We start from the raw sequence: 24,792 nt of genomic DNA, 5'->3' as shown, positions 1-24,792 counted from the left end.
TTCCGATTGTACCGCTTATTGCCCGTTGTACCGTTTACTGCTCACCACTTCTACTTCTCATCTTCCACTTTCGTCTTCAAACCGATTTCTTCCTGTGCTCCTTCACATTCGGCTTTGGAAGAAAGATAGAACTCTAATTTCACATCACCGTTCTTATCTACCTGTTTAATGGTCGCAATCACCATAATTTTGGCTTTTGACACCCCATCCTTAAAACGAAGCTGTCCTTTTTCCACATCTGTCAGATTTCCCTCTGTAGATACTTCTGTTTGCTCATAAAAGAGTTTGGTATCCACTTCATCGTCATTCTGAAGTTTAAAGGTTTTCAGTTCTGCCCCATTTCCATCCAAAAGCAGAAAGGCTTTCACTTCATCTCCCACTTTCAAGGCGGGCAGTTCCTCCCTCTGATTCGCATAGTCTTTTTCATCGGAACTGGTATTTTCACCGTCCGATTCGATCTTCGCATAAAGCTTTTCTATCTTGATAACAGGACTTTCCCCACTATCAGAGCAGGCGCCTAAAAACAATGGTAGCAACAATAATACTCTCTTTTTCATGCTATCGTCGAGTTTATAACGTTACAAAAATACACATATTCTTCTAAACAGCAAATAATTATGTAGTTAATCGCTTGGGAGCGTCATTTGCAACTATCTTCCCTTTCTAACTTATCTCTCATTTTTTATCGTTATCTTTGCCTCGTATACAGTTGTAGATGAAGCGAATCAAACTTAAAAAACAAATAGAATGGCAGGAAATTTATTAAAGAAGTCCAGTGGACTCATGCTACTATGTAGCGTATCATTGCTAATGATAGTCATGACCGGTTGTCAGGAAGCCAAACTCAAAACTGTAATCGGGATAGCCAACAAACAGTGTCCGCTGGACATGGGAGAAGTCGGCAATATTACCAGTATCATCTACGACGGGGATAACGTAGTGTACACTCTCAACATGAACGAGGAAATTACCAATATTAAGATTTTGAAAGATAATCCGGAAAGCATGAAATCATCTATCAAAATGATGTTTCAGAATCCGGCTGCTGATGTAAAGGAAATGCTGAAATTGATGGCTAAGTGTAATTCCGGATTACACATGATATTTGTAGGGAATAAGTCGGGCGAACAAGCGGTTTGCGAACTTACTGCCGAAGAATTGAAAGAGGTTATCAATACAAATGCCGACCCGGCACAAAGCGGACAGACAAAGCTTGAAGCGCAACTGAAAATGGCGAATCTGCAATTTCCAATGCAGGCCAGTGAAGAAGTCGTTGTCGAAAAAATCGAAATCATAGGTGAATCGGTTGTTTATATATGCAGTGTGGACGAAGAGTTGTGTCCTATCAGCCAGATTGAAGAAAACGCAGCTGAAGTGAAAGAGGGTATTGTGTCAACGCTAGCAAGTCAGACCGATCCTGCCACCCAGATATTCATAAAAACCTGCGTGGAGAACAATAAAAATATTACCTACAGATATATCGGCAAGGATTCCGGGAAACAATACGATGTAGTTATTCCCGTGTCTGATCTGAAGAAAATGCTCATAAAAAATAAAATAATCATCTTAAAAAAGATTCCGCAACGTACAAAGTATGAAAAAGAAACTGAAAGCCGTCCTGTTTGACATGGACGGCGTACTCTTTGACTCTATGCCTTATCATTCGGAAGCCTGGCATAAAGTAATGAAATCTCATGGGCTCACTCTTAGTCGCGAAGAAGCATATATGCATGAAGGACGGACAGGAGCCTCTACAATCAATATTGTTTTTCAACGTGAATTGGGTAGAGAAGCCACACAGGAGGAGATAGAAAGTATCTATCAGGAGAAAAGTGTTTTGTTCAATTCATATCCCGAAGCAAAGCCTATGCCCGGTGCATGGGAGTTACTGCAAAAAGTGAAGAAGGACGGGCTGATTCCGATGGTGGTCACCGGCTCCGGTCAGTTATCCCTGCTCGAACGGCTGGAACACCACTATCCGGGAATGTTTCACAAAGAACTGATGGTTACAGCGTTCGATGTAAAATATGGCAAACCCAATCCCGAGCCGTATTTGATGGCTTTGAAAAAAGGAGGGATCAAAGCGGATGAAGCGGTTGTAGTAGAAAACGCTCCGTTAGGAGTGGAAGCCGGACACAACGCGGGTATTTTCACCATAGCAGTCAATACGGGTCCTTTGAACGGGCAAGTGTTGCTGGATGCCGGGGCTGATTTATTATTTCCATCCATGCAGGCACTTAATGACACCTGGGACATGATGACTGAAAATGACATCTAAAAGCTGAAAAGAAAATTTATTCTTCAAAACAGAAGAAAAATATTGAAAAGCAGGAATATAAATAGTATTTTTACGGGAGTTTAATTCGCTTAGATTCTATCTAAGCCAACGCAGATTCTACTATGCAAAAGTTATTATCTTTACCACCCAATTTGATCCATTGCTTCCACGAACTGGAAGAAGTTAACCATACCGATTGGTTTTGTACATCAGACCCCATAGGGAGCAAACTAGGCTCCGGCGGCGGAACCACATGGTTATTGCAAGCTTGCCATCAGGCATTCGCTCCACAAGAGTCTTTCAGCAACTGGATAGGACACGAAAAAAAAATATTGCTCCATGCAGGCGGACAAAGCCGTCGGCTACCCAGCTACGGCCCTTCCGGCAAAATATTAACTCCTATCCCGATCTTCAGTTGGGAAAGAGGACAAAAGCTGGGACAGAATCTGTTATCATTGCAGCTCCCGCTCTATGAAAGGATTATGAATCAGGCTCCGGCCGGTCTGAATACGCTGATTGCTAGCGGAGACGTATATATCCGTTCGGAAAAACCGCTTCAGGATATTCCGAACGCAGATGTAGTATGCTACGGGCTGTGGGTGAATCCTTCATTGGCAACTCATCATGGCGTGTTTGTTTCCGACCGGAAAAAACCGGAGGTGCTCGATTTCATGTTGCAGAAACCTTCTTTGGAAGAGTTGGAAGGATTGTCGAAAACTCATCTTTTCCTGATGGATATCGGCATCTGGATTTTGAGTGACCGCGCCATAGAAGTATTGATGAAACGGTCATTGAAAGAAGGTACGAAGGATATTACTTATTATGACTTATACTCGGACTATGGTTTGGCTTTGGGAGAGCATCCTAAAACGAAAGATGAAGAAATCAATCAGTTATCCGTAGCTATATTGCCGTTGCCAGGTGGAGAATTCTACCATTACGGCACAAGTCACGAACTGATTTCTTCTACTTTAGCCATACAGGACAAGGTACGGGACCAAAGAAGAATCATGCACCGGAAAGTAAAGCCAAATCCGGCTATCTTTATACAGAATTCCATCACACAAGTTTCTCTTTCTGCCGACAACGCCAATTTATGGATTGAGAATAGCCATGTGGGAAAAGAATGGAAATTAGGTTCCCGCCAGATTATTACAGGAGTTCCTGAAAACCAGTGGAGCATCAATTTGCCGGATGGGGTTTGCATCGACATTATTCCTATCGGTGAGAATGAGTTTGTTGCGCGTCCGTATGGATTGGATGATGTATTCAAAGGAGCGTTGGACAAAATAACGACTACTTACCTTAATGTTCCTTTTACCCGTTGGATGGAAGATAGAGGAATTACCTGGGAGGATATAAAAGGGCGTACAGATGATTTACAATCGGCATCCATCTTCCCCAAAGTGGCTTCTGTGGAAGATTTAGGCATATTAGTACGCTGGATGACCTCGGAGCCACAACTGGAAGAAGGGAAAAAACTTTGGTTGAAAGCAGAAAAAGTTTCTGCAGACGAAATATCCGCAAACGCCAACCTCAAGCGTCTTTACGAACAGCGCAATGCTTTCCGCAAGGAGAACTGGAAAGGATTGGCGGCCAATTATGAGAAGAGCGTATTCTATCAACTCGATTTGCTGGATGCCGCAAATGAATTTGTACGTTTCAATCTGGGCATGCCTGACGTCTTGAAAGAAGATGCTGCCCCCATGTTACGGATACACAACCGGATGCTTCGTGCACGTATCATGAAACTACATGAAGACAAGGATTGTGCCAAAGAGGAACAGGCAGCCTTTCAACTGCTTCGCGACGGTTTATTGGGGGTAATGAGCGAACGAAAGAGCCATCCCATACTCAACGTTTATTCCGATCAAATCGTATGGGGACGCAGTCCTGTGCGTATTGATGTGGCCGGAGGGTGGACGGACACACCTCCCTACTCTCTTTATTCAGGGGGAAGTGTTGTAAATCTTGCTATCGAACTAAACGGTCAACCACCGCTACAAGTATATGTGAAACCATGCAAGGAATATCACATCACTCTTCGCTCTATCGACATGGGTGCAATGGAAGTGATAAGGAATTACGAGGAACTGCAAGATTATAAAAAGGTAGGTTCTCCATTCTCTATTCCGAAAGCCGCCCTTACATTGGCGGGCTTTGCACCGGCATTCTCTACGGAATCTTATCCTTCTTTAGCTAAACAGCTGGAAGATTTCGGTTCAGGAATCGAAATTACTCTGCTGGCTGCTATTCCTGCGGGCTCTGGCTTGGGAACCAGTTCCATACTGGCATCTACCGTGCTCGGAGCAATCAATGATTTCTGCGGATTGGCTTGGGATAAAAATGATATATGTAGTTACACATTAGTATTAGAACAGCTCCTGACCACTGGAGGAGGTTGGCAAGATCAATATGGCGGTGTCTTTTCCGGTATTAAGTTGCTTCAATCCGAAGCTGGTTTCGAACAGAATCCATTAGTACGCTGGTTACCCGATCAGTTCTTTGTTCATCCTGATTACCGCGACTGTCATCTGTTATATTATACGGGAATTACTCGTACTGCTAAAAGTATTTTGGCAGAGATCGTCAGTTCCATGTTCCTCAATTCCGGTCCGCATCTAAGCTTGCTGGCCGAAATGAAAGCTCATGCAATGGATATGAGTGAAGCCATTTTACGAAGTAATTTCGAGAGTTTCGGTCGTTTGGTCGGCAAAACCTGGATACAGAACCAGGCATTAGACTGCGGAACCAATCCACCGGCAGTAGCAGCCATTATCGAAAAAATCAAGGATTACACCCTGGGATACAAACTCCCCGGTGCAGGTGGCGGAGGCTATTTATATATGGTAGCCAAAGACCCGCAAGCAGCCGGACAAATCCGACGGATACTGACGGAACAAGCCCCCAATCCTCGTGCTCGTTTTGTAGAAATGACTCTTTCTGATAAGGGACTTCAGGTTTCAAGAAGCTAAAGAGAAAGCGTTACCATATTGCCGGTCAATCATCCGGAACCATAAAAAACAAGCTTGGACAGATTCAAACGAAATGTCCAAGCTTTAATTTTTCAACGCCATAATGATCTGTTTTACATGTTGAGACTTGAAATAACTGTAAAGTAAATCATAATAATGATAAAAGCAATAGCTCCGATAATCAGCGCAACACTACCCCATTTCTTTTTTCTAGCTTCTTCCATTCTTATTTATATTTATTGGGATTAATATAATTTATCGTCAAATGTCTACATCTGGAAAGCTATGAACATACTACTACAGAATATCATTCCTTACTTTTTCATATCTACAAAGTTAGCATTTCTCACGAGAATCCTTTTATTTAAATCAACTTTTTCATTCTATTTAGGCTAAATTATGCAACTACATACAATAATAACTAACTAGGTTTGAGAAAATGCAAAGCAAAATACATGACTGACTATCTAAGGATTATGAATGTAAATATCAAGAATATGAAACACATTTATTTTACTCATTACCGCTTTTATATCACACAAAAACTGTACATTTGCACTATAAATAATATACTAGACTAAAAAAAGGATCAAAAACAAATAAAATATAAAGATGAAATTACTTAAACTATTATTCTTATCCGCCATCTTGCTATCCGCATGCAACAATGACTCGACAGACACTCCGGAAACAGGAGAGCCCAAACAGATTATCGTAGAAATGGCCTCCAATGATTTTACAGATGTCTCCGGCACATATACTCTTGAGAACAATAAAGAATACTGTACTCGGGAAGACGGAAAATATAAGATATTATTGGTCAAGAGTACATATATAAATAAGGAGGGAAAGGAAAAGGATATTCTTACCTATGGCATTCTGGATGTAGCAAATAAAAAATACATCTGCTATACAGCCAACATAGATGTAGCCCAAAGACTTGAAAGAGACTGGGAATTTTATAATCAAATAACTAATCCGGATTTTCCAGATGACCCAAATAGACGATTAGTTTGTAATTCTTATACAAAGAAAGACTAATAATAGAACCTCTTACGAGATAAAAGAAAGATTTCACTTTGATAGTCAACATATAACATTGGTTTCTTGGGAACAACAATAGACCAACAAAAATCAATTACAAGGGCTAAATCCTGCATTTAGTTTTAGTTATCCAAGGTATAAGAAAACAGAAATCCCTCAATAATCAACTGATTATCAAGGGATTTTTCTGTGACCCCGGTGCGATTCAAACGCACGACCTTCAGAACCGGAATCTGACGCTCTATTCACTAAGCTACGGGGCCATTCTTTCTAAATGCGAGGACAAAAGTATAAAAAATCTTCTCATCTTCCTAATGATTCTCCTTTTTTTATAGTTCTTAAGGTACTTCCCTATATTAGAAGACTGTTATTTTGAAATGCTTTAGAGCATTTACTTTATCAAATTGACAATCTTTTAGAGAATATCCATTACATATATCAATTTTATTCCTATCTTTGCCGACAATTAACATTTAACAAACCTATGAGTTACTTGATAAAACCTAAGAACTATAAGCCGCTACTCGACCTCAAACAGACCGAGCTGGGAATCAAGCAAATAAAAGAGTTCTTCCAATTAAACTTGTCATCCGAACTACGCCTTAGACGTGTGACTGCCCCTCTTTTCGTATTGAAAGGAATGGGTATCAATGATGATTTGAATGGAATAGAACGACCTGTTTCTTTCCCAATCAAAGATCTGGGCGATGCGCAAGCCGAAGTGGTTCATTCATTGGCTAAATGGAAAAGGTTGACCTTAGCTGACTATCACATCGAACCGGGATATGGTATTTATACGGATATGAATGCTATTCGGTCAGACGAAGAACTGGGCAATCTGCATTCTCTCTACGTAGACCAGTGGGACTGGGAACGTGTTATCACCAATGAAGACCGGACTGTGAACTTCCTAAAGGAAATCGTCAACCGTATTTATGCGGCTATGATCCGTACAGAATATATGGTATATGAAATGTATCCGCAAATCAAACCTTGCCTGCCACAAAAGCTACATTTCATTCATTCAGAGGAATTGCGCCAGCTTTATCCGAACCTGGAACCTAAATGTCGCGAACATGCCATCTGTCAGAAATATGGAGCTGTGTTTATCATAGGAATAGGCTGTCAACTTGGTGATGGCAAGAAGCACGACGGACGTGCACCGGACTATGACGACTACACTACCAAAGGACTGAACGACCTGCCCGGACTAAACGGCGACCTCCTATTGTGGGACAATGTACTGCAACGCTCCATCGAATTATCATCGATGGGAATCCGTGTAGACAAAGAAGCCTTGCAACGTCAGTTAAAAGAAGAAAAAGAAGAAAAAAGACTGGAACTTTATTTCCACAAGCGATTGATGAATGACACCCTTCCCCTGTCTATCGGAGGAGGTATCGGACAATCCCGCTTGTGTATGTTCTACCTTCGCAAAGCTCACATCGGAGAAATACAAGCCAGCATCTGGCCCGAAGATATGCGCAAGGAATGTGAAGAACTTGAAATACACCTTATATAACAAACTATGAATGTACAAATTGAAGAAAGCTGGAAAGCACATTTAGAACCCGAATTCGAAAAAGACTACTTTCGCACACTGACCGATTTCGTCAAAAGCGAATATAGCCAGTATCAGATCTTCCCTCCGGGAAAACTGATCTTCAATGCTTTCAACCTTTGTCCTTTCGACAAAGTGAAAGTTGTAATTATAGGACAAGATCCTTACCATGGACCGGGACAAGCGCATGGTCTCTGTTTCTCTGTAAACGACGGAGTGCCTTTTCCCCCTTCATTAGTGAATATATTCAAAGAAATCAAAGCCGACATCGGCACAGATGCCCCTGCTACGGGAAATCTGACTCGCTGGGCAGAACAGGGAGTATTGTTGCTCAACGCTACGCTGACCGTACGTGCTCACCAAGCTGGTTCACACCAGAACCGTGGCTGGGAAACATTTACTGATGCTGCAATCCGTGCCCTGGCAGAAGAAAAAGAAAACCTGGTATTTATCCTGTGGGGATCATACGCTCAAAAGAAAGGAGCGTTTATCGACCGCAACAAACACTTGGTACTCACTTCCGCCCATCCCTCTCCTCTTTCTGCTTACAACGGCTTCTTCGGAAACAAACATTTCAGCCGTACAAACGACTACCTGAAAACCCATGGAAAAACAGAAATCGCATGGTAGTTGGAGAAGTTGAGAATGGAGAGTTGAGAGTTAAGAATAAAGAGTAAAGAGTAAAGAGTAAAGAGTAAAGAGTAAAGAGTAAAGAGTAAAGAGTAAAGAGTAAAGAGTAAAGAGTAAAGAGTAAAGAGTAAAGAGTAAAAAAAATGGCTGCACTATTCGTCGAATGATAGCGCAGCCATTTTTCTTTTCTATATTGTAGCAAAACAATTACACGTCCGAATTTCCACTCTCAACTCTCCACTCTCAACTTATCCTAGTACCACTGAATGTTACTTTGCGTTTGGCTTCTCTGCTCATACTTCAAGTCTTGCAGGATGCTTGCATTCGCACGGATGGTAACATTGTAATATTTCCAGCGTCCGAAAGGAGAAAGACTGGCGGACAGGTTGAAACAGTGCAAGTCACGGGAGATTGTACAAGAAGTCTGCGTAATCTCTTTTGCCTGAAAATCATAGCCCGAGTTGAACGAGAGCGACCAGTTATTAGAAATCTTTATATTTCCGTTTGCATTGATGTTATGCGTATACGTATAAGGATATCGCATGGAATAACGGTTAATAGGCTTAGACCTATCTTCACGGATATTAAACGAATAGCTAAGGCTCAACGACCAAGGCATCTTAAACACCTGATAACCATCCGGGTCTGCCTGTGCTTTCTCTACTTTCTTAGGTGTAGTACCATCTCCTTCCGTTCCGTCAGATTCTTCATCGTCACTATCCTCCGACTTCTTATCTTTTCCTTTTTCATCCTCCTCTTTCGGACCGAACCATTTCTTCCATGTGTCATTATTAAAGGTATAGTTGAAAGAAGAACCATATCCTTGGAAACGCCCAAAACGACCATACGACCATTCTGTACGGTTACTGGTCACTACATTACCGCTTTTATCGAATGTATAAGCATACGTAGCGAATTGGGCATTCATATTGAAAGTATAATTCTTGGTCAGTTTCAGACGGAGGTTCATACTTAAGTCACTCCACGGTCTTTCCTTTGCCGCCATATTATAGGACATATTGGCACTCAAATCATCAATAAGGCTAACTTTCTTGACTGTATCATTCTTTGCGTCATAATACTTCATCTCCAAGTTATTAGCTATCGAGAAACTAACCGTTCCCGACCCCTCACGAGAAGGCACGCCATAAGGCTGATTGGTAAAAGGAGAATAATATTGTGTATTACCATTATAATCGGTATATTCTTCCCAGTACTTGCCAAATCCCGGAGCACCACTCAAACTCACCTGCGGTGTGAATACGTGACGAATCTGTATCTCCTTCTTCTTCGCAAAGATCGGTTTATACATACCATACAATTTCGTACTTAGAGCCAAACTAGCCGAGTAATTGGATACACGATAAAAGCCGTTAAGAGAATCGCCCGGCAATGATTCCAGCCTGTGAGTATCTTCGTTATAATGCTGATTGATTTTACGGGTGTACCATCGTTCTGTATAATTCACAGAAGGATTGACCTGCAAATATTTGAACAGCGTAAAAGTAGCACTGATAGGAATGTTATGGTTCATCGCATTCTCCCATGAGCTTAGTCCGGCTTTGAACAAATGGTCATCTTTAGTACGGATACTGTTTGTCAGACGTCCCGTATAACCAATGGAAATCTTCTCGTACCAACGTTCGGCTCCTGCCGCTTTCTTGCGCTTGAACGGAAACAGACGGCTCAACGTAATATTCAAGTCAGGCAAAGTGACCGCAATAGAAGAGTCACGCATTGTCTGTGCGATATTGGTAGTTCCGGATAAGGTCAGACCGATATCGGGAAAACTACGAGAATAACTAATACTTGATGTTTTGGTATTTTGAGTCAACAACTGCGAATTATAAAGGTTGTTGATATTAGAACGTTCATAACTACTGGTCGAGAAGTTCACACTGGCAGAGAATGTAGTGTTCGGACTGGCTTTAGCATCCTGTCGATGGTTCCATACCACCTTAAAGTCCTTAGCAACTGTATAGTCCGGCATCCCTTTATCTCCAGTCTTGGTGACCTGATAGTCCGCTTGCAGCGTACCGGAATATTTATAGCGTTTATTATAGTTTGTCAATCCAGACAATCTCCATGAACCTTTCGTGAAGATATCTCCCGTTATTTTCAAGTCCATGATATCACTCATGGCAAAGTAATATCCTCCTTCTGCCAAACCGAAACCACGACTGGAGTCATCCATATAAGTCGGCATAATGAAACCGGAAGAGTAACTGCTGGAGAATGGGAAGAAGAAGAACGGCACAGCCAACGGCAGAGGCACATCTTCCACAACCAGATAGGCAGGTCCTGTCACTACATTCTTTTTAGGGCGCACCTTAGCTCTCGTCAGCTGCATATAGAAGTGGGGATGATCGTGATGATCGCAGGTTGTATAACGCCCATGCTCCATGAAAATTTCATCATTGGCCCCTTTCTTCGCCTTGCTTCCGGTCACATATCCTTCTCCCTGCTGGGTGACGATATCAGTAATTCCCGCTTTCTTGGTTTTGAAGTTATATCGGATTGTTTCCGTATCATACGAGGTTTCACCTTCTTTAAATACCGGTTTACCTTTTTCCACTCCGGTAGTATCCTTGATACCATAAGCATGCACAGTACTACTATCCAGATTCATCGAAATAACTTCCGCAGCCAGTTCGATGTTCTGATAATTCACTTTTCCGCTACCATAAAGTGTAGCGGCTCCTCCCAAAGTAAAGACAGTGGAGTCGTTGGATTCATAAACAACCGGTGCATCGAGTGGTTGTTTCTTCTTTACCGGTGCGATGGAATCAATGCGTACCGTTACCGTATCTGCTTTCAACGAATCATTTCCCTGAAGGGAATCCGTTTGTGCGGTATTGGAGGCAATCATTCCTCTTCTTCGACGCTGAGACGTAGCCTCATCGGGAAGCATCAGTAAGACAATCAGCAGTATGAATGATATAAGTATTTTTGCTTTCAATGGCGCCATTAACTAATAGTTTACGCTTGAAGTGGCAAAAGTACACAATCTTCACCAAATATGAGTTAGAATCTTCGTTATTTAATTATTTTTTAGTGCTATAAAAAGAGAGAACACCATCTATCAAAGCGGCTTAGGCCTTCTTCACCATATTTTGCAATACTTTGCCGCGCTTTTTCCACAGTTTTCTCTTCATCCAGATGGGTTTTAGAAAAGAATTTATCCGCAAAGCAAATCAATTGCTCTTCCAGAGTAATGGGCAGCATCTCACGATGAGGAACGGGGAGCTGCTGGGCAATGATATCTTCCAACGAGAGTCCGGCTCCCGTATGGCGTTCGCACACCAATGCGTGTTGGGGGAAACCTTCCGCCCGCAAGATTTCAGCTCCCAAATATCCGTGGGCGATATAAGGATGAGTGCCAAAGCACTGAATGGTGGGAGCATCGGTCTGAAAAATTCCAATATCATGCAACAGAGCAGCTTCTTTCACAAAACTCCGGTTTAAACGCAATTCGGGATGAGCATCCAGCATTTTCATTGCCTTTCCGGACACCGCCAGACTATGAATTACTAAGATTTGTCTCTGCTGCGTATTTTCCGGATAATATTTATCAATGATTTCGTATGGATTCATGTGCTTTATTTTTTGCTCTCTTGATGAGAAATTAATATTTTTGTGCAATATTACAAAAAAAATTACCGATATGCAAACTCGAGCTTCCTTCATTCTTATATTTCTATTCATTATGTTGTCACCAATGCGTGTAAGCAGTCAAATTGTCACGGGAGCAGAACAAATGGATCAATATATGCCGTTGCTGAAAGGAAAACGCATCGGAATGGTAGTCAACCACACTTCTGTCGTGGGAGCAAAGCGGGTTCATCTTCTCGATACCTTATTAAGGAGAGACGTCCGGGTAGTCAAAGCATTTGCCCCCGAACATGGTTTCCGCGGTAACGCGGATGCAGGTGAAACGGTGAAAGACGGAAAAGATTCCCGCACCAGTATTCCTATCGTATCGCTTTATGGTGATAACAAAAAGCCGTCTGCCACCCAACTAAAAGATGTTGACGTGATCTTATTCGACATTCAGGATGTAGGGGCACGCTTTTATACCTATATAAGCACGATGTATTATGTGATGGATGCTTGTGCAGAGAACAAGAAAGAAATGATTGTACTGGATCGCCCCAATCCGTGCGACTATGTGGATGGTCCGATACTCAAATCTGCTTACCGGAGCTTTGTCGGCATGCTTCCCATTCCTGTACTTCACGGATGTACTATCGGCGAACTGGCACAGATGATAAACGGGGAAGGATGGATTGCCAACAAGAAAAATCCTTGTTCATTAAAGGTAATTCCAATGACCGGGTGGAAACATGGAGAGCCTTATTCACTCCCCATCAAACCGTCGCCCAACCTCCCGAACGATCAGTCTATCCGATTGTATGCTTCACTCTGTCCTTTTGAAGCTACCCGCGTCAGCGTGGGACGGGGAACAACTTTTCCTTTCCAAGTATTAGGCGCACCTAATAAGAAATACGGAAGTTTCACTTTTACTCCCCGCTCCTTACCCGGTTTTGACAAAAACCCGATGCACAAAGGTATCACCTGCTATGGGGAAGACCTCCGGAATGTAACCGATGTGAACGGATTTACACTCCGCTACTTCTTGAACTTTTATCGCTTATCCGGTGAAAGCGCAGCCTTCTTCTCCCGTGCCCGATGGTTTGATTTGCTGATGGGAACTGACAGCGTACGCAAGGCTATCCTCAAAGGAGAATCGGAAGAGGCTATCCGGAATAGTTGGCAAAAGGAGTTACAGGATTACAAAGAGATTAGAAAAAAACATCTTCTCTATGAGTAAAAAACTAGTATCATACTCTCATTCATTTTTATAAACCACTTATAATTAAAAGAATAAGTATGATAGATACCCATATTTCATGAAGAAAGTATGATAGATACAAAATTTCAGAAACATCTATCATTCTTATTCATCAGATAATAACTATATTAGCAAAAAGAATGAGAGTTATGATAGTTATTTTCTACTCTAAGAACAATCAGTTAATAACACAATAATGAAAGATAAAACACAAAAAAGTTTCAGGGGAATAGTCCGGATATTACTTCTTGTTTTCTGTTATACCTTTGGTAGTCATGCTTTTGCATTGGCTTTAGAGCACGAACAAACAGTAGATATTTATAAAGTAACAGATGTCCCCAATCCGCGTAATGAAAGCTCTTCCAATTGGGTCAGCAATCCGAATCAGATATTGGATGAAAGTTATGTGTGGGAAATAAATAATATGTTGTCACAGTTAGAAGATTCATTGAGTATTGAAGTGACAGTTGTTGCACTCCCTTCTATCGGTGAAGATATTCCGGCAGAGTTTGCCCACAAGCTTTTTGAACACTGGGGCATCGGAAAGAAAGCGGACGACAACGGATTACTGATTCTTTTAGTGCTCGATCAACGTAAAGTCACTTTCGCAACCGGATACGGTTTGGAAGGAGTACTTCCCGACGCTTTATGCTTTCGCATTCAACAGAATGAAATGGTTCCGTGGTTTAGAAAAAACGACTTTGACAGAGGAATAACAGAGGGAGTCCGGGCTGTAACATTGGTGCTTTATGGAAGTGACTATGAGCCCGTTTCTCAAGGCACTTCTGATAATTACTGGAAAAGTGCCAGCAATACGTTGTGGAATTTTCTGGCAAATCAACCGCTCATGCTTTGGATATTCTTGATACTGGTAAATGTTCTCACTTATCGCATGAAAGTAAACAAAGCTCGCCCCAAAGACAGTTCAGCATTAGCAGCAATCAAAGTCCTGACACATTACAGCCCACTTGGATGTCTTGTATTGTTTTTTCCGGTCTGGCCTGCACTTATTGCGGCATCCTTATGGTACAAGTTCTACCAAAAACAACGTGTTATTTTGCAGAGTAAAACCTGCGATTCTTGCAAAGCTGTGGCTTTACAACTTTTACCCAATGAGCTTGCAACCCCTTTATTATCTGCTTCCGAACAAATGGAACACAAACTAGGTTCTGCTATCCACCGTATTTATCAATGTACTTCCTGCGGCTGGCTTTTACGGTATAAATCTATCACCATAAGCGAATATAGGATGTGTAATCAATGCCATACCATTGCTTCCAAGCGTATCAGCCCGTGGAAAACAATTAAAGAGCCCACATATTCCGATGCCGGATTGGAGGTTGCCGACTATCTTTGCCTGATGTGCGGAGATAAAAAGCAGACAACACAGAAGATCCCCCGCAAGACACCCCCCAATAGTGACAGTTCTAGTAATAGTCACAGTAGTAGTGGCAGAAGCAGTAGTAGAAGTAGTAGCGGCAGTTTTGGTGGTGGACATAGCGGTGGCGGTGGAGCGTCAAGTAGTTTTTAAGATCAACTATCCATCCGAAGAAGTCGACTAACCAAATAAAGGACATGAAAACACATCTCACCTGAATATTTTCATAGAAAGATGGTTGTCCACTCCCTTATTCTAACTATTTTTGCATAGATAACCGAACATAAAAAAGTGAAATGAATATAGAAGAATTTAGAGAATATTGTCTGTCTTTTAAAGGAGTTCACGAGAAGATGCCTTTTCCCAATGTACCCGACCAATATAGCCGTGACGTTCTATGCTTTTATGTTGCGGACAAATGGTTTTGTTTCGTTAACATTGAGATTTTCGATTTTTGTTGCATCAAATGTAACCCTGACGAATCTGGAGAACTGCAAACTGAATATGCCGGTATAAAACCAGGCTGGCACATGAATAAGAAATATTGGATCAGCGTTTATTTCAATCAAGACGTATCTGATGATAAGATCAAAGAACTCGTAAGCAAATCCTATGATATTGTAGTCAAAAGTCTGACAAAGAAAGAACGGGTTTCTGTTTGAGATTGCAAAAAGTCTTCCAGTGCTTTCAGGTCTTTTATTTCAAATATTCTTTCCATCGTTTTCATTTTCAGCTCCGATGTCTTGTGTTGGGGAATGTTTTACATTTTTCACAGCGTGCACTATTCAATTGCGCTCCCAGACAAGTTTTTTTTTGCCGTGTATAGGTAGGACACCCACCACAAAACACGCCACATGCCGGGACACGACCATTATAAATTTTCATCATACAAGGCTTTTGGCCATCCAATAGTTAGTAAGAGACAGCTGATTAGCCCTGCGTTTTTGCTCTACTTCTACTATATACCCTCGCTTTTCAAAAAATGGACGGGCTGTTATACTCACTTCAGAGGTAATCCGCGTAATCCCGGCTGCGACGGCATAACGTTCTATCTCATTCAACAATAGTGTAGCAACACCTTTGCCCTGAAAATCCTTATGAATAAACATTGAATGCAAATAGCCCTGAGGTGTAATGGATGAAAAACCGACGATTTCAGATTGCCGATTAACAGCAACAATAAAATAGTGAGTTTTTATCATACCCTCTATTTTAGAAGGATCATCTCCGCACGATGCCCAATCTTCAACCTCGGCCTGTGAATAGTCACGCCTGTTTATCACTAACACTGTGTTTCGATATAGAGACTGAATTTCCTCTATATCCGTATTTAAAGCTATCCTTATAGTAATCATATAATCCCTAATTATTCACTATTTTATCTCTTTCTCTTTTTCCACAACTGCCACGAATTGATTATATTCTGCCACAACACATACGAACCGGGAGCCACAGAAGACAATGGATTCAAATAAGTATGTGCCATCCAAATAGCCAGAATCGTATTCTTTTGTCCCAACGCCTGCCCGCCACTGATACGGTCATTATAAATTGAGCCGATTGTCTTCCCCAAAAAGAACTGCAAACAGCAGGCAATCAGTGCTCCGACAGCAATCATGATTTCCGTAAAACCATCCGCTGGGTCATTGAGCAAGGAATACAATGTCTGCGCTGTTACGATAGCTAAAGACACAGCCCACAAATAAAAAGCAAGTTCATGATAGCCCAATAACTTCTGATGCACTTTTGGCAAACACTTACTCAACAACCAGGCAGCCAAAAAAGGACAAATCAACAACGGAAATACCTTACCTAAAATAACAAGAAACGCCTCCCAAAAAGTGACATCAGGATGGACCTCCACCAAAGGAAAAAGAATGGGCACAGCAATAGCCGCTCCAATATTTGCTATCAATGTATAAGTAGTCAGACTGGCCGCACTCCCTCCCAACTTGGAAGTAATCACCGCAGCAGCCGTAGCCGTTGGACAAATAATGCAAACCATCACTCCTTCTGCTACAATTTTATCAAAGCGATAAAGCAACAGATAAGCAGCCAACGCTCCACCAATCTGAATCAATAACAACCACAAATGGAGAGGTTTAGGCTTCAAATCACGAGGAGATACCTTACAGAAGGTCAATAGCAACATCGTAAAAATAAGATAAGGAGTCAGAAAAGAAAGGCTGATAAACAGCGGATAACCTATAGCACCTACCAGCATAGCAATAGGTAACGTCCAATTCTTCAAAAACTTAAGCATCGTCGTACATTTTAACTTCGAAGCACAAAGTAACGGAGATTTCAGGAAAAAAGCTACCATTAAACCGAAAAAAACACAAAACTTAATGGCAAATAATGAGTTTTCTACAAATTTCTACTACATTTGCACCGTATTATAGATATGAAACTGAATAGACCGTACATATTATACATATTCATTTGCCTCTGGCTACTTTTTCTACCCTCATGTACTAACCACTTATGGGGGAAGGATTTTGTAGTAGTTATCGACGCAGGACATGGCGGACATGACCCGGGCGCCATCGGCAAAATCTCGAAAGAGAAAAATATCAATCTGAACGTTGCCCTGAAAGTGGGAAATCTGATTAAAAGGAATTGCGACGACGTCAAAGTGATTTACACTCGTAGCAAAGATGTATTCATCCCTTTAGACCGACGCGCAGAAATTGCCAACAACGCGAAGGCTGACCTCTTTATTTCCATTCACACCAACGCATTGGCTAACAACCGTACCGCAAAAGGTGCTTCAACCTGGACACTGGGTTTAGCCAAATCAGACGCTAATCTGGAAGTTGCCAAGCGAGAGAACTCCGTAATCCTCTACGAAAGTGACTACAAAACAAGATATGCCGGTTTCAACCCGAACTCTGCCGAGTCATATATTATATTTGAATTCATGCAAGATAAATATATGGAGCAGAGTGTACACCTGGCTTCGCTGATGCAGAAACAATTTCGCCAAACTTGTAGAAGGGCAGACCGTGGAGTGCATCAAGCCGGATTCCTTGTCTTAAAAGCGAGTGCCATGCCGAGCATTCTGATAGAACTAGGATTTATCTCTACGCCCGAAGAGGAGCGCTATCTGAATTCTGAAGAAGGGGCCGGCACCATGGCAAAAGGCATCTACCGTGCTTTCTTAAATTATAAGAGAGAACATGAACTGCGCCTAACGGGAGTCAGCAAAACGATCGTCCCAACCGAACAGGAAGAAGACAATGCCCCGGCAATTACCCAAAAGGATACCGAAAGCGTGAACACAGCTCCCCAACAGGAAAAGCTATTGGCCGAAGCAAAAACAAAACCTGCCGCGACAGCAAAAACAGCACCGAAACGCCCAATTGTAGTAGAGAGTGCAACCAATGACAGTGAAATTACGTTTAAGATACAGATACTTACTTCTTCCAAACCTCTCGCCAAAAACGACAAACGGCTGAAAGGACTGAAAGAGGTAGGTTATTATAAGGAAGGAGGAATATACAAATATACGTATGGAGCCTCCGCCGATTATAACAAGGTGTTGCGTACGAAGCGCACCATTACGGCACAATTCAAAGACGCCTTTATCATCGCTTTCCGGAACGGCGAGAAAATGAACGTCAATGAAGCAATTGCCGAATTCAAGAAAAGAAGAAATAAATAAAAAGATAAAATGAAGTACATTACAAAAGAAGTCAGAATAGGTATTGCAGGTATCGTTGCACTATGTGTGCTTATATACGGAATTAACTGGCTGAAAGGTATACACATGTTTCAACCTTCCAGCTATTTCTATGCCAAATTTGAAAACGTAAACGGACTCACCAAATCAAGCCCGGTATTTGCCGACGGTGTTCGTGTAGGTATCGTACGTGACATCTATTATGATTATGCCAAACCCGGAAATGTAATTGTCGAAGTGGAACTGGACACGGAACTACGGATTCCCAAAGGAAGTAGCGCCGAGCTTGTATCCGAACTTATGGGAGGCGTACGCATGAATATTCTTCTGGCAAACAACCCGCGCGAAAAATATGCCGTAGGAGATACGATCCCCGGCACACTGAACAACAGAATGATGGAAAGCGCGGCGAAACTGATCCCAAAGGTAGAAGAAATGCTTCCGAAACTGGATTCTATCCTCATCTCTCTGAACAATATATTAGGAGACAAGAGCATCCCTGCCACCCTGCACTCGATAGAGAAGACAACCGCCAACCTGGCAGTAGTCAGTTCGCAGGTAAAAGGGCTGATGAGTAATGACATACCTCAACTCACCAGCAAGCTGAACACCATCGGAGACAACTTTGTTGTCATCAGCGGAAATTTGAAAGAAGTAGACTATGCAGCCACTTTCAAAAAAATAGACGAAACGCTGGCTAACGTAAAAATACTTACAGAAAAATTAAACAGCAAAGATAACACTATCGGACTGCTCTTCAACGACCCGACTTTATACAATAATCTGAATGCAACAACTGAAAATGCAGCCAGCTTATTAGAAGACCTGAAAGAGCATCCGAAACGGTACGTTCACTTCTCATTATTCGGCAAGAAAGACAAGTAGCAAATTATCGTTATATAGATTTTATCTAAATAACGAAGGGCTTTCAAAAGAAAGTAGATTGCTCTTCAAATGTCTATCTACAAACCGAAATAATATTCCCGTACAAACGTACAAAAGTGAGAAAAAAGGCTAAAATTATATATATAAGACATTAACATACAGATACTTACAAAACTGCAAGAGAGGGTAAACAGAGTGTGTCCGACAACAAACGCATAAGTCATTGAAAGTAAACACATTATTGTTAGCATGAAAAAAACAAGAAAAAATAGATTTGTTTTTTCCGAATAAGATTCCCAATTTTGCAAACGTAGAAGTTTTGCTTAATTAATAAATGTATTAAAAGTTACTATGATTGAATCAAATCATGTCGTACTTTGGAACCGCTGTCTCGACGTTATTAAAGACAATGTTCCCGAGACGACATATAATACTTGGTTTGCCCCTATTGTTCCGTTGAAATATGAGGACAAAACGTTGATCTTACAGATCCCGAGCCAGTTTTTCTATGAAATACTGGAAGAGAGATTCGTAGATCTTATACGTAAGACATTATATAAGGTCATTGGCGAAGGAACCAAGTTGATGTACAATGTCATGGTGGACAAGACTTCGATTCCGAATCAAACCGTGAATCTCGAAGCAAGCAATCGTTCTACGGCTGTTACTCCCAAAAGCATAATCGGAGGAAACAAAGCTCCCAGCTTCCTACAGGCCCCTGCCGTTCAGGATTTGGACCCGCATTTGAATCCCAATTATAATTTTGAGAACTTCATTGAAGGATACAGCAATAAACTTTCAAGAAGTGTGGCGGAAGCCGTAGCACAAAAACCGGGAGGGACTGCTTTCAATCCGTTATTCCTTTATGGAGCATCCGGAGTAGGAAAGACGCACCTGGCAAACGCAATAGGCACGAAAATCAAAGAAATTTATCCAGAGAAAAGAGTATTGTACGTTTCGGCACATTTGTTCCAGGTACAATATACGGATTCTGTACGCAATAACACGACCAACGACTTTATTAATTTTTATCAGACGATCGATGTATTAATCATTGATGATATTCAGGAGTTTGCCGGTGTCACCAAGACGCAGAACAACTTCTTCCATATCTTCAATCATTTACACCAGAACGGCAAACAGCTTATATTAACTTCAGACCGTGCTCCTGTATTGTTGCAAGGTATTGAAGAACGCCTCCTGACCCGTTTCAAATGGGGTATGGTAGCCGAGCTTGAAAAGCCGACGGTAGAACTTCGCAAAAACATTCTACGCAACAAGATACACCGCGACGGGTTACAATTCCCGCCGGAAGTGATCGATTATATTGCCGAAAATGTGAATGAAAGTGTACGCGATCTGGAAGGTATCGTCATTGCTATCATGGCTCGTTCCACTATTTTCAACAAAGAAATAGATTTGGATCTGGCACAACACATTGTACATGGCGTGGTTCATAACGAAACGAAAGCGGTTACCATCGATGATATCCTCAAAGTGGTATGCAAGCATTTTGATCTGGAACCGTCTGCCATACATACAAAATCCAGAAAAAGGGAAGTCGTTCAAGCACGACAGATTGCCATGTATCTAGCTAAAAACCACACAGACTTTTCAACTTCTAAGATAGGTAAGTTTATCGGTAACAAAGACCATGCAACGGTACTTCATGCCTGCAAAACCGTAAAAGGACAATTGGAGGTGGACAAAAGCTTTAGTGCAGAAGTACAGGAAATAGAATCGTTACTGAAAAAGAGAAACTGAAATCAAGTATCAAGTATTAAGTATTACCGTTGCTATACAATATCGCATGATAAAGTCCATCCGCATGGATAATACTTAATACTTGATACTTAATACTTATTTCAAGAATCCTTGCTGACGAAGTACTTTCAATAGATTTTCGGACATAAATTCGTTATCTTTCTTTGTGTAACGCACGTCCGTAAAGACTTGAGCCAATGTTTCTTTTTTATTTTCTTCGATAAACTGCTTGTTTTCCGGCAACGATTCTTTGTAGGCATAGAGTTTATCTATTTCTTCCGGTGTATAGTCGTGATATTTTTCATCGTGCACGGCAGCTTCCAAAGGCAAACGGTCTACTTGTGCGGGAATACCATCCGGATAACCTACCGTTATTGTGGTGAGAGGGAATACCAGTTCGGGGAGTTGGAGGGTATCAATAATCATTTGAGGATTATAAGTGGTAGTTCCCAAATAACAAATGCCGAGTCCTGCTTCTTCCGCCAGCGTACAAAAAGTCTGCGCAACAAGCAAAGTATCCATAGACGCATTCATAAAAGACATTAAATTATCGTAGCCCGGCACTGCTTTCCGCTGTTCACACCATTTGCTGAAACGACGGAAATCAGCACAAAAAGTCAGTACGACCGGAGCATTTTTTACCATCGGCTGATTGAAATGAGCAGGCGAAAGTTTCTCCTTCATTTCCGCATCGCGAGTCACAATCACACTATAAAGTTGCATCCCACCCATCGTAGAAGCACGGAAAGAGGTTTCAAGCAAATCATTTAACAAACTCGGATTTATATCTTTAGGCAGATATTTCCGGATAGTTCTTCTGTTTTTTACGGTTTCAAACATATCTTTTTTTTGCAAAGATATAAAAAGAAAAAAATATTCCACCACACTAGCAGAATAGAATAGTTTTCTTTTTGGAGAACTTTAACCTTTGAACAAATTTCAATTTTATCTGTTTATCAAATACTTAGCATAAACAAATGGAAAACTTGCAACCTGTTAATAAATTAATTCATTTTTATTTTGATAGATGAAAAAACATTCTTAGCTTTGCGCCTACATTTGTTAACGATAAGTAAACTTCTACATATTACTTATTAAAAACGAGATTTAACACAAATTGAATCGTGGAAAAACAGATTTATTCTTACGACGAAGCCTATGAAGAATCTTTACGATATTTTCAAGGCGACGAGCTTGCTGCAAGGGTTTGGGTAAACAAATACGCAGTAAAGGATTCTTTCGGTAATATCTATGAAAAATCCCCGGAAGACATGCATTGGAGAATTGCAAATGAAGTGGCACGCGTAGAATCGAAGTATCCGAATGCGTTGACAGCAAAAGAACTGTATGATTTACTGGATCACTTCAAGTACATCGTCCCCCAAGGTAGCCCGATGACAGGAATCGGTAACGACTACCAGGTTGCTTCACTATCCAACTGCTTCGTTATCGGAGTGGACGGTGCAGCCGACTCTTATGGCGCTATCATCAAAATCGACGAAGAACAGGTACAACTAATGAAAAGACGCGGTGGTGTAGGTCATGACTTATCACACATCCGTCCGAAAGGTTCTCCCGTTAAAAACTCGGCGTTGACTTCTACCGGTCTTGTTCCGTTCATGGAACGATATTCGAATTCCACTCGTGAAGTAGCTCAAGACGGACGTCGCGGTGCATTGATGTTGAGCGTGTCTATCAAGCATCCGGATTCGGAAGCATTCATTGATGCCAAGATGACCGAAGGTAAAGTGACCGGAGCAAACGTTTCTGTCAAGTTGGACGACGCTTTCATGCAGGCTGCCGTAGACGAAAAGCCGTATGTACAGCAATATCCTATCGACTCTGCCCAACCTACATTCACCAAGGAAATCGACGCTTCTACCTTGTGGAAGAAAATCGTTCACAATGCATGGAAATCGGCAGAACCGGGCGTTTTGTTCTGGGATACGATTATCCGTGAATCTGTCCCTGATTGTTATGCAGACCTGGGTTACAGAACGGTATCTACCAACCCATGCGGAGAAATCCCTCTATGTCCTTACGATTCTTGCCGCTTACTGGCTATCAATCTATATTCTTATGTGGTAAATCCGTTCAAACCGGATGCTTATTTTGATTTCGACCTGTTCCAAAAACACGTGGCTCTCGCTCAACGGATCATGGACGATATTATCGATCTCGAACTAGAGAAGATCGAACGTATCATGACCAAGATTGACGAAGATCCGGAAAACGAAGAAGTAAAACATGCGGAACGTGCACTTTGGGAGAAAATCTACAAGAAGAGCGGACAAGGTCGTCGTACCGGCGTAGGTATCACTGCAGAAGGTGATATGCTTGCTGCATTAGGATTGCGTTACGGAACGGAAGAAGCAACGGAATTCTCTGAAAAAGTACACAAGACAGTAGCTCTCGGTGCCTATCGTTCTTCAGTGGAAATGGCCAAAGAACGCGGTGCATTCGAAATATACAATAGCGAACGTGAACAGAACAATCCGTTCATCCAACGCCTGGCAGCAGCTGATCCGAAACTATATGAGGACATGAAGAAATATGGTCGCCGTAACATTGCCTGCCTGACGATTGCTCCAACCGGAACGACCAGTTTGATGACGCAGACCACTTCGGGTATCGAGCCTGTATTCCTGCCTGTTTACAAACGTAGAAGAAAGGTGAACCCGAACGATACGAATGTGCATGTAGACTTTGTAGACGAAACAGGGGACGCATTCGAAGAATACATCGTATTCCATCATAAATTTGTTACCTGGATGGAAGCTAACGGATACGATCCGGCCAGACGTTACACCCAGGAAGAGATTGACGAACTGGTTGCCAAATCTCCTTATTACAAAGCGACTTCTAACGATGTCGACTGGTTGATGAAGGTGAAGATGCAGGGAAGAATCCAGAAATGGGTAGACCACTCTATCAGCGTAACCATCAATCTGCCGAACGATGTGGACGAGGATTTAGTAAACCGCCTGTATGTAGAGGCATGGAAATCCGGCTGTAAAGGTTGTACCGTATATCGTGACGGTTCACGCTCCGGAGTGCTGATCTCTACGAAATCGGATAAAGACAAGAAAGAAGGACTTCCTCCTTGCAAACCGCCTACGGTTGTAGAGGTACGTCCGAGAATATTGGAAGCAGACGTTGTCCGTTTCCAGAACAACAAGGAAAAATGGGTAGCTTTTGTCGGATTATTGGACGGACACCCTTATGAAATATTCACAGGTTTGCAAGATGATGACGAAGGTATCTTGCTGCCTAAGAGCGTAACTTGCGGACGTATCATCAAAAATGTGGATGAAGACGGTACCAAACGTTACGACTTCCAATTCGAGAACAAACGCGGATATAAGACGACCATTGAAGGATTGTCAGAGAAGTTCAACAAGGAATACTGGAACTATGCAAAATTGATTTCCGGCGTGCTTCGCTACCGGATGCCGATTGAACAGGTTATCAAACTGGTTGGCTCTCTGCAATTGAACAGTGAAAGTATCAACACTTGGAAAAACGGTGTAGAACGTGCATTGAAGAAGTATATTCAGGATGGAACGGAAGCCAAAGGTAAGAAGTGCCCGAACTGTGGCAACGAGACATTGGTTTATCAGGAAGGCTGTCTGATTTGTACTACTTGCGGCGCTTCCAGATGTGGATAATAGTCCTACGTATGTTAATTAATATATAAACAAAAGATTAAAAGGAGTCCGGTGCGGCTCCTTTTATTTTTTATT

At 41.8% G+C, this 24,792-nt stretch carries 18 protein-coding genes, 1 tRNA gene and 1 pseudogene; 13 read left to right on the top strand and 7 right to left on the bottom strand.

Annotated elements, in window-relative coordinates:
* Positions 1 to 50: 50 nt before the first annotated feature.
* The gene (locus tag HMPREF9010_RS07665) at positions 51 to 557 is read right to left on the bottom strand and encodes a DUF5035 domain-containing protein (RefSeq protein ID WP_008650173.1); all 507 of its coding nucleotides are present in this window, start codon (positions 555 to 557) and stop codon (positions 51 to 53) included.
* Positions 558 to 747: 190 nt separating this feature from the next.
* Here HMPREF9010_RS07665 and HMPREF9010_RS07670 point away from each other — a divergent pair, with 190 nt between their 5' ends.
* The 4 genes and pseudogenes from HMPREF9010_RS07670 to HMPREF9010_RS07685 all read left to right on the top strand — a co-directional run bounded on the left by HMPREF9010_RS07670 (position 748) and on the right by HMPREF9010_RS07685 (position 6,294).
* Positions 748 to 1,626, top strand: a complete 879-nt coding sequence (locus HMPREF9010_RS07670; RefSeq protein ID WP_232284368.1) for a hypothetical protein — start codon at positions 748 to 750, stop codon at positions 1,624 to 1,626.
* Positions 1,595 to 2,278 carry an HAD family hydrolase gene (locus HMPREF9010_RS07675; protein WP_004312359.1) on the top strand — a complete coding sequence of 228 codons (684 nt, stop codon included), beginning with the start codon at positions 1,595 to 1,597 and terminating at the stop codon, positions 2,276 to 2,278. Before HMPREF9010_RS07670 ends, HMPREF9010_RS07675 begins: the two co-directional genes overlap by 32 nt.
* Before the next feature lie 119 nt (positions 2,279 to 2,397).
* A pseudogene (locus HMPREF9010_RS07680) lies at positions 2,398 to 5,253 on the top strand (bifunctional fucokinase/fucose-1-phosphate guanylyltransferase); the annotation flags it as partial.
* A gap of 612 nt (positions 5,254 to 5,865) precedes the next feature.
* A complete protein-coding gene (locus tag HMPREF9010_RS07685; RefSeq protein ID WP_004326194.1) occupies positions 5,866 to 6,294 on the top strand; it encodes a hypothetical protein in 429 nt (142 codons plus the stop codon).
* Positions 6,295 to 6,487: 193 nt separating this feature from the next.
* Here the strand turns inward: HMPREF9010_RS07685 and HMPREF9010_RS07690 are convergent.
* A tRNA-Arg gene (locus HMPREF9010_RS07690) sits at positions 6,488 to 6,560 on the bottom strand.
* Between the two features lie 221 nt (positions 6,561 to 6,781).
* Here HMPREF9010_RS07690 and asnA point away from each other — a divergent pair.
* On the top strand, positions 6,782 to 7,819 hold the full coding sequence (gene asnA / locus HMPREF9010_RS07695; protein ID WP_004306648.1) for an aspartate--ammonia ligase: 1,038 nt from the start codon (positions 6,782 to 6,784) through the stop codon (positions 7,817 to 7,819).
* A gap of 6 nt (positions 7,820 to 7,825) precedes the next feature.
* Positions 7,826 to 8,488 carry a uracil-DNA glycosylase gene (locus HMPREF9010_RS07700; RefSeq protein WP_004312349.1) on the top strand — a complete coding sequence of 221 codons (663 nt, stop codon included), beginning with the start codon at positions 7,826 to 7,828 and terminating at the stop codon, positions 8,486 to 8,488.
* 253 nt (positions 8,489 to 8,741) lie between these two features.
* Here the strand turns inward: HMPREF9010_RS07700 and HMPREF9010_RS07705 are convergent, their stop codons facing one another.
* Both HMPREF9010_RS07705 and HMPREF9010_RS0124600 read right to left on the bottom strand, forming a co-directional pair.
* Positions 8,742 to 11,456, bottom strand: coding sequence for a putative LPS assembly protein LptD (locus tag HMPREF9010_RS07705; protein ID WP_008650153.1), 2,715 nt, complete (start codon positions 11,454 to 11,456; stop codon positions 8,742 to 8,744).
* Between the two features lie 89 nt (positions 11,457 to 11,545).
* Positions 11,546 to 12,082 carry an HDIG domain-containing metalloprotein gene (locus HMPREF9010_RS0124600; protein WP_004312347.1) on the bottom strand — a complete coding sequence of 179 codons (537 nt, stop codon included), beginning with the start codon at positions 12,080 to 12,082 and terminating at the stop codon, positions 11,546 to 11,548.
* Positions 12,083 to 12,152: 70 nt separating this feature from the next.
* On the opposite strand from HMPREF9010_RS0124600, the gene HMPREF9010_RS07710 reads away from it, so the two are divergent.
* The 3 genes from HMPREF9010_RS07710 to HMPREF9010_RS07720 all read left to right on the top strand — a co-directional run bounded on the left by HMPREF9010_RS07710 (position 12,153) and on the right by HMPREF9010_RS07720 (position 15,380).
* Complete coding sequence (locus tag HMPREF9010_RS07710) at positions 12,153 to 13,319, top strand: exo-beta-N-acetylmuramidase NamZ domain-containing protein (protein WP_032852831.1); 1,167 nt, start codon at positions 12,153 to 12,155, stop codon at positions 13,317 to 13,319.
* 217 nt (positions 13,320 to 13,536) lie between these two features.
* Positions 13,537 to 14,871 (top strand): TPM domain-containing protein, encoded by a 1,335-nt coding sequence (locus HMPREF9010_RS07715; protein ID WP_004312345.1) that lies wholly within the window; start codon positions 13,537 to 13,539, stop codon positions 14,869 to 14,871.
* Between the two features lie 143 nt (positions 14,872 to 15,014).
* Complete coding sequence (locus tag HMPREF9010_RS07720; protein ID WP_008650146.1) at positions 15,015 to 15,380, top strand: MmcQ/YjbR family DNA-binding protein; 366 nt, start codon at positions 15,015 to 15,017, stop codon at positions 15,378 to 15,380.
* A 222-nt stretch (positions 15,381 to 15,602) separates the two neighbouring features.
* Here HMPREF9010_RS07720 and HMPREF9010_RS0124595 read toward each other — a convergent pair whose 3' ends face one another.
* Complete coding sequence (locus HMPREF9010_RS0124595; RefSeq protein WP_004312343.1) at positions 15,603 to 16,073, bottom strand: GNAT family N-acetyltransferase; 471 nt, start codon at positions 16,071 to 16,073, stop codon at positions 15,603 to 15,605.
* A 23-nt stretch (positions 16,074 to 16,096) separates the two neighbouring features.
* Positions 16,097 to 17,041 carry a bile acid:sodium symporter family protein gene (locus tag HMPREF9010_RS07725; RefSeq protein WP_008650145.1) on the bottom strand — a complete coding sequence of 315 codons (945 nt, stop codon included), beginning with the start codon at positions 17,039 to 17,041 and terminating at the stop codon, positions 16,097 to 16,099.
* Positions 17,042 to 17,122: 81 nt separating this feature from the next.
* On the opposite strand from HMPREF9010_RS07725, the gene HMPREF9010_RS07730 reads away from it, so the two are divergent.
* The 3 genes from HMPREF9010_RS07730 (at position 17,123) to dnaA (ending at position 21,049) form a co-directional block, all read left to right on the top strand.
* Positions 17,123 to 18,382, top strand: a complete 1,260-nt coding sequence (locus tag HMPREF9010_RS07730) for an N-acetylmuramoyl-L-alanine amidase (protein ID WP_008650144.1) — start codon at positions 17,123 to 17,125, stop codon at positions 18,380 to 18,382.
* A 9-nt stretch (positions 18,383 to 18,391) separates the two neighbouring features.
* Positions 18,392 to 19,285 carry an MlaD family protein gene (locus HMPREF9010_RS07735; protein ID WP_008650143.1) on the top strand — a complete coding sequence of 298 codons (894 nt, stop codon included), beginning with the start codon at positions 18,392 to 18,394 and terminating at the stop codon, positions 19,283 to 19,285.
* Positions 19,286 to 19,636: 351 nt separating this feature from the next.
* Positions 19,637 to 21,049 (top strand): chromosomal replication initiator protein DnaA, encoded by a 1,413-nt coding sequence (gene dnaA, locus HMPREF9010_RS07740; protein ID WP_004299347.1) that lies wholly within the window; start codon positions 19,637 to 19,639, stop codon positions 21,047 to 21,049.
* Between the two features lie 96 nt (positions 21,050 to 21,145).
* Here dnaA and HMPREF9010_RS07745 read toward each other — a convergent pair whose 3' ends face one another.
* A complete protein-coding gene (locus tag HMPREF9010_RS07745; RefSeq protein WP_008024992.1) occupies positions 21,146 to 21,889 on the bottom strand; it encodes an NADPH-dependent oxidoreductase in 744 nt (247 codons plus the stop codon).
* Positions 21,890 to 22,173: 284 nt separating this feature from the next.
* On the opposite strand from HMPREF9010_RS07745, the gene HMPREF9010_RS07750 reads away from it, so the two are divergent.
* Positions 22,174 to 24,717 (top strand): adenosylcobalamin-dependent ribonucleoside-diphosphate reductase, encoded by a 2,544-nt coding sequence (locus tag HMPREF9010_RS07750; protein WP_004299345.1) that lies wholly within the window; start codon positions 22,174 to 22,176, stop codon positions 24,715 to 24,717.
* The last annotated feature ends 75 nt before the right edge of the window (positions 24,718 to 24,792 follow it).

It is taken from the genome of Bacteroides sp. 3_1_23, assembly GCF_000162555.1.
In the GTDB taxonomy this organism is placed as follows: Bacteria; Bacteroidota; Bacteroidia; order Bacteroidales; family Bacteroidaceae; genus Bacteroides; species Bacteroides ovatus.
The sequence above is the reverse complement of the archived record's forward strand: the minus strand, read 5'-3'. Positions and strand labels throughout refer to the sequence as shown.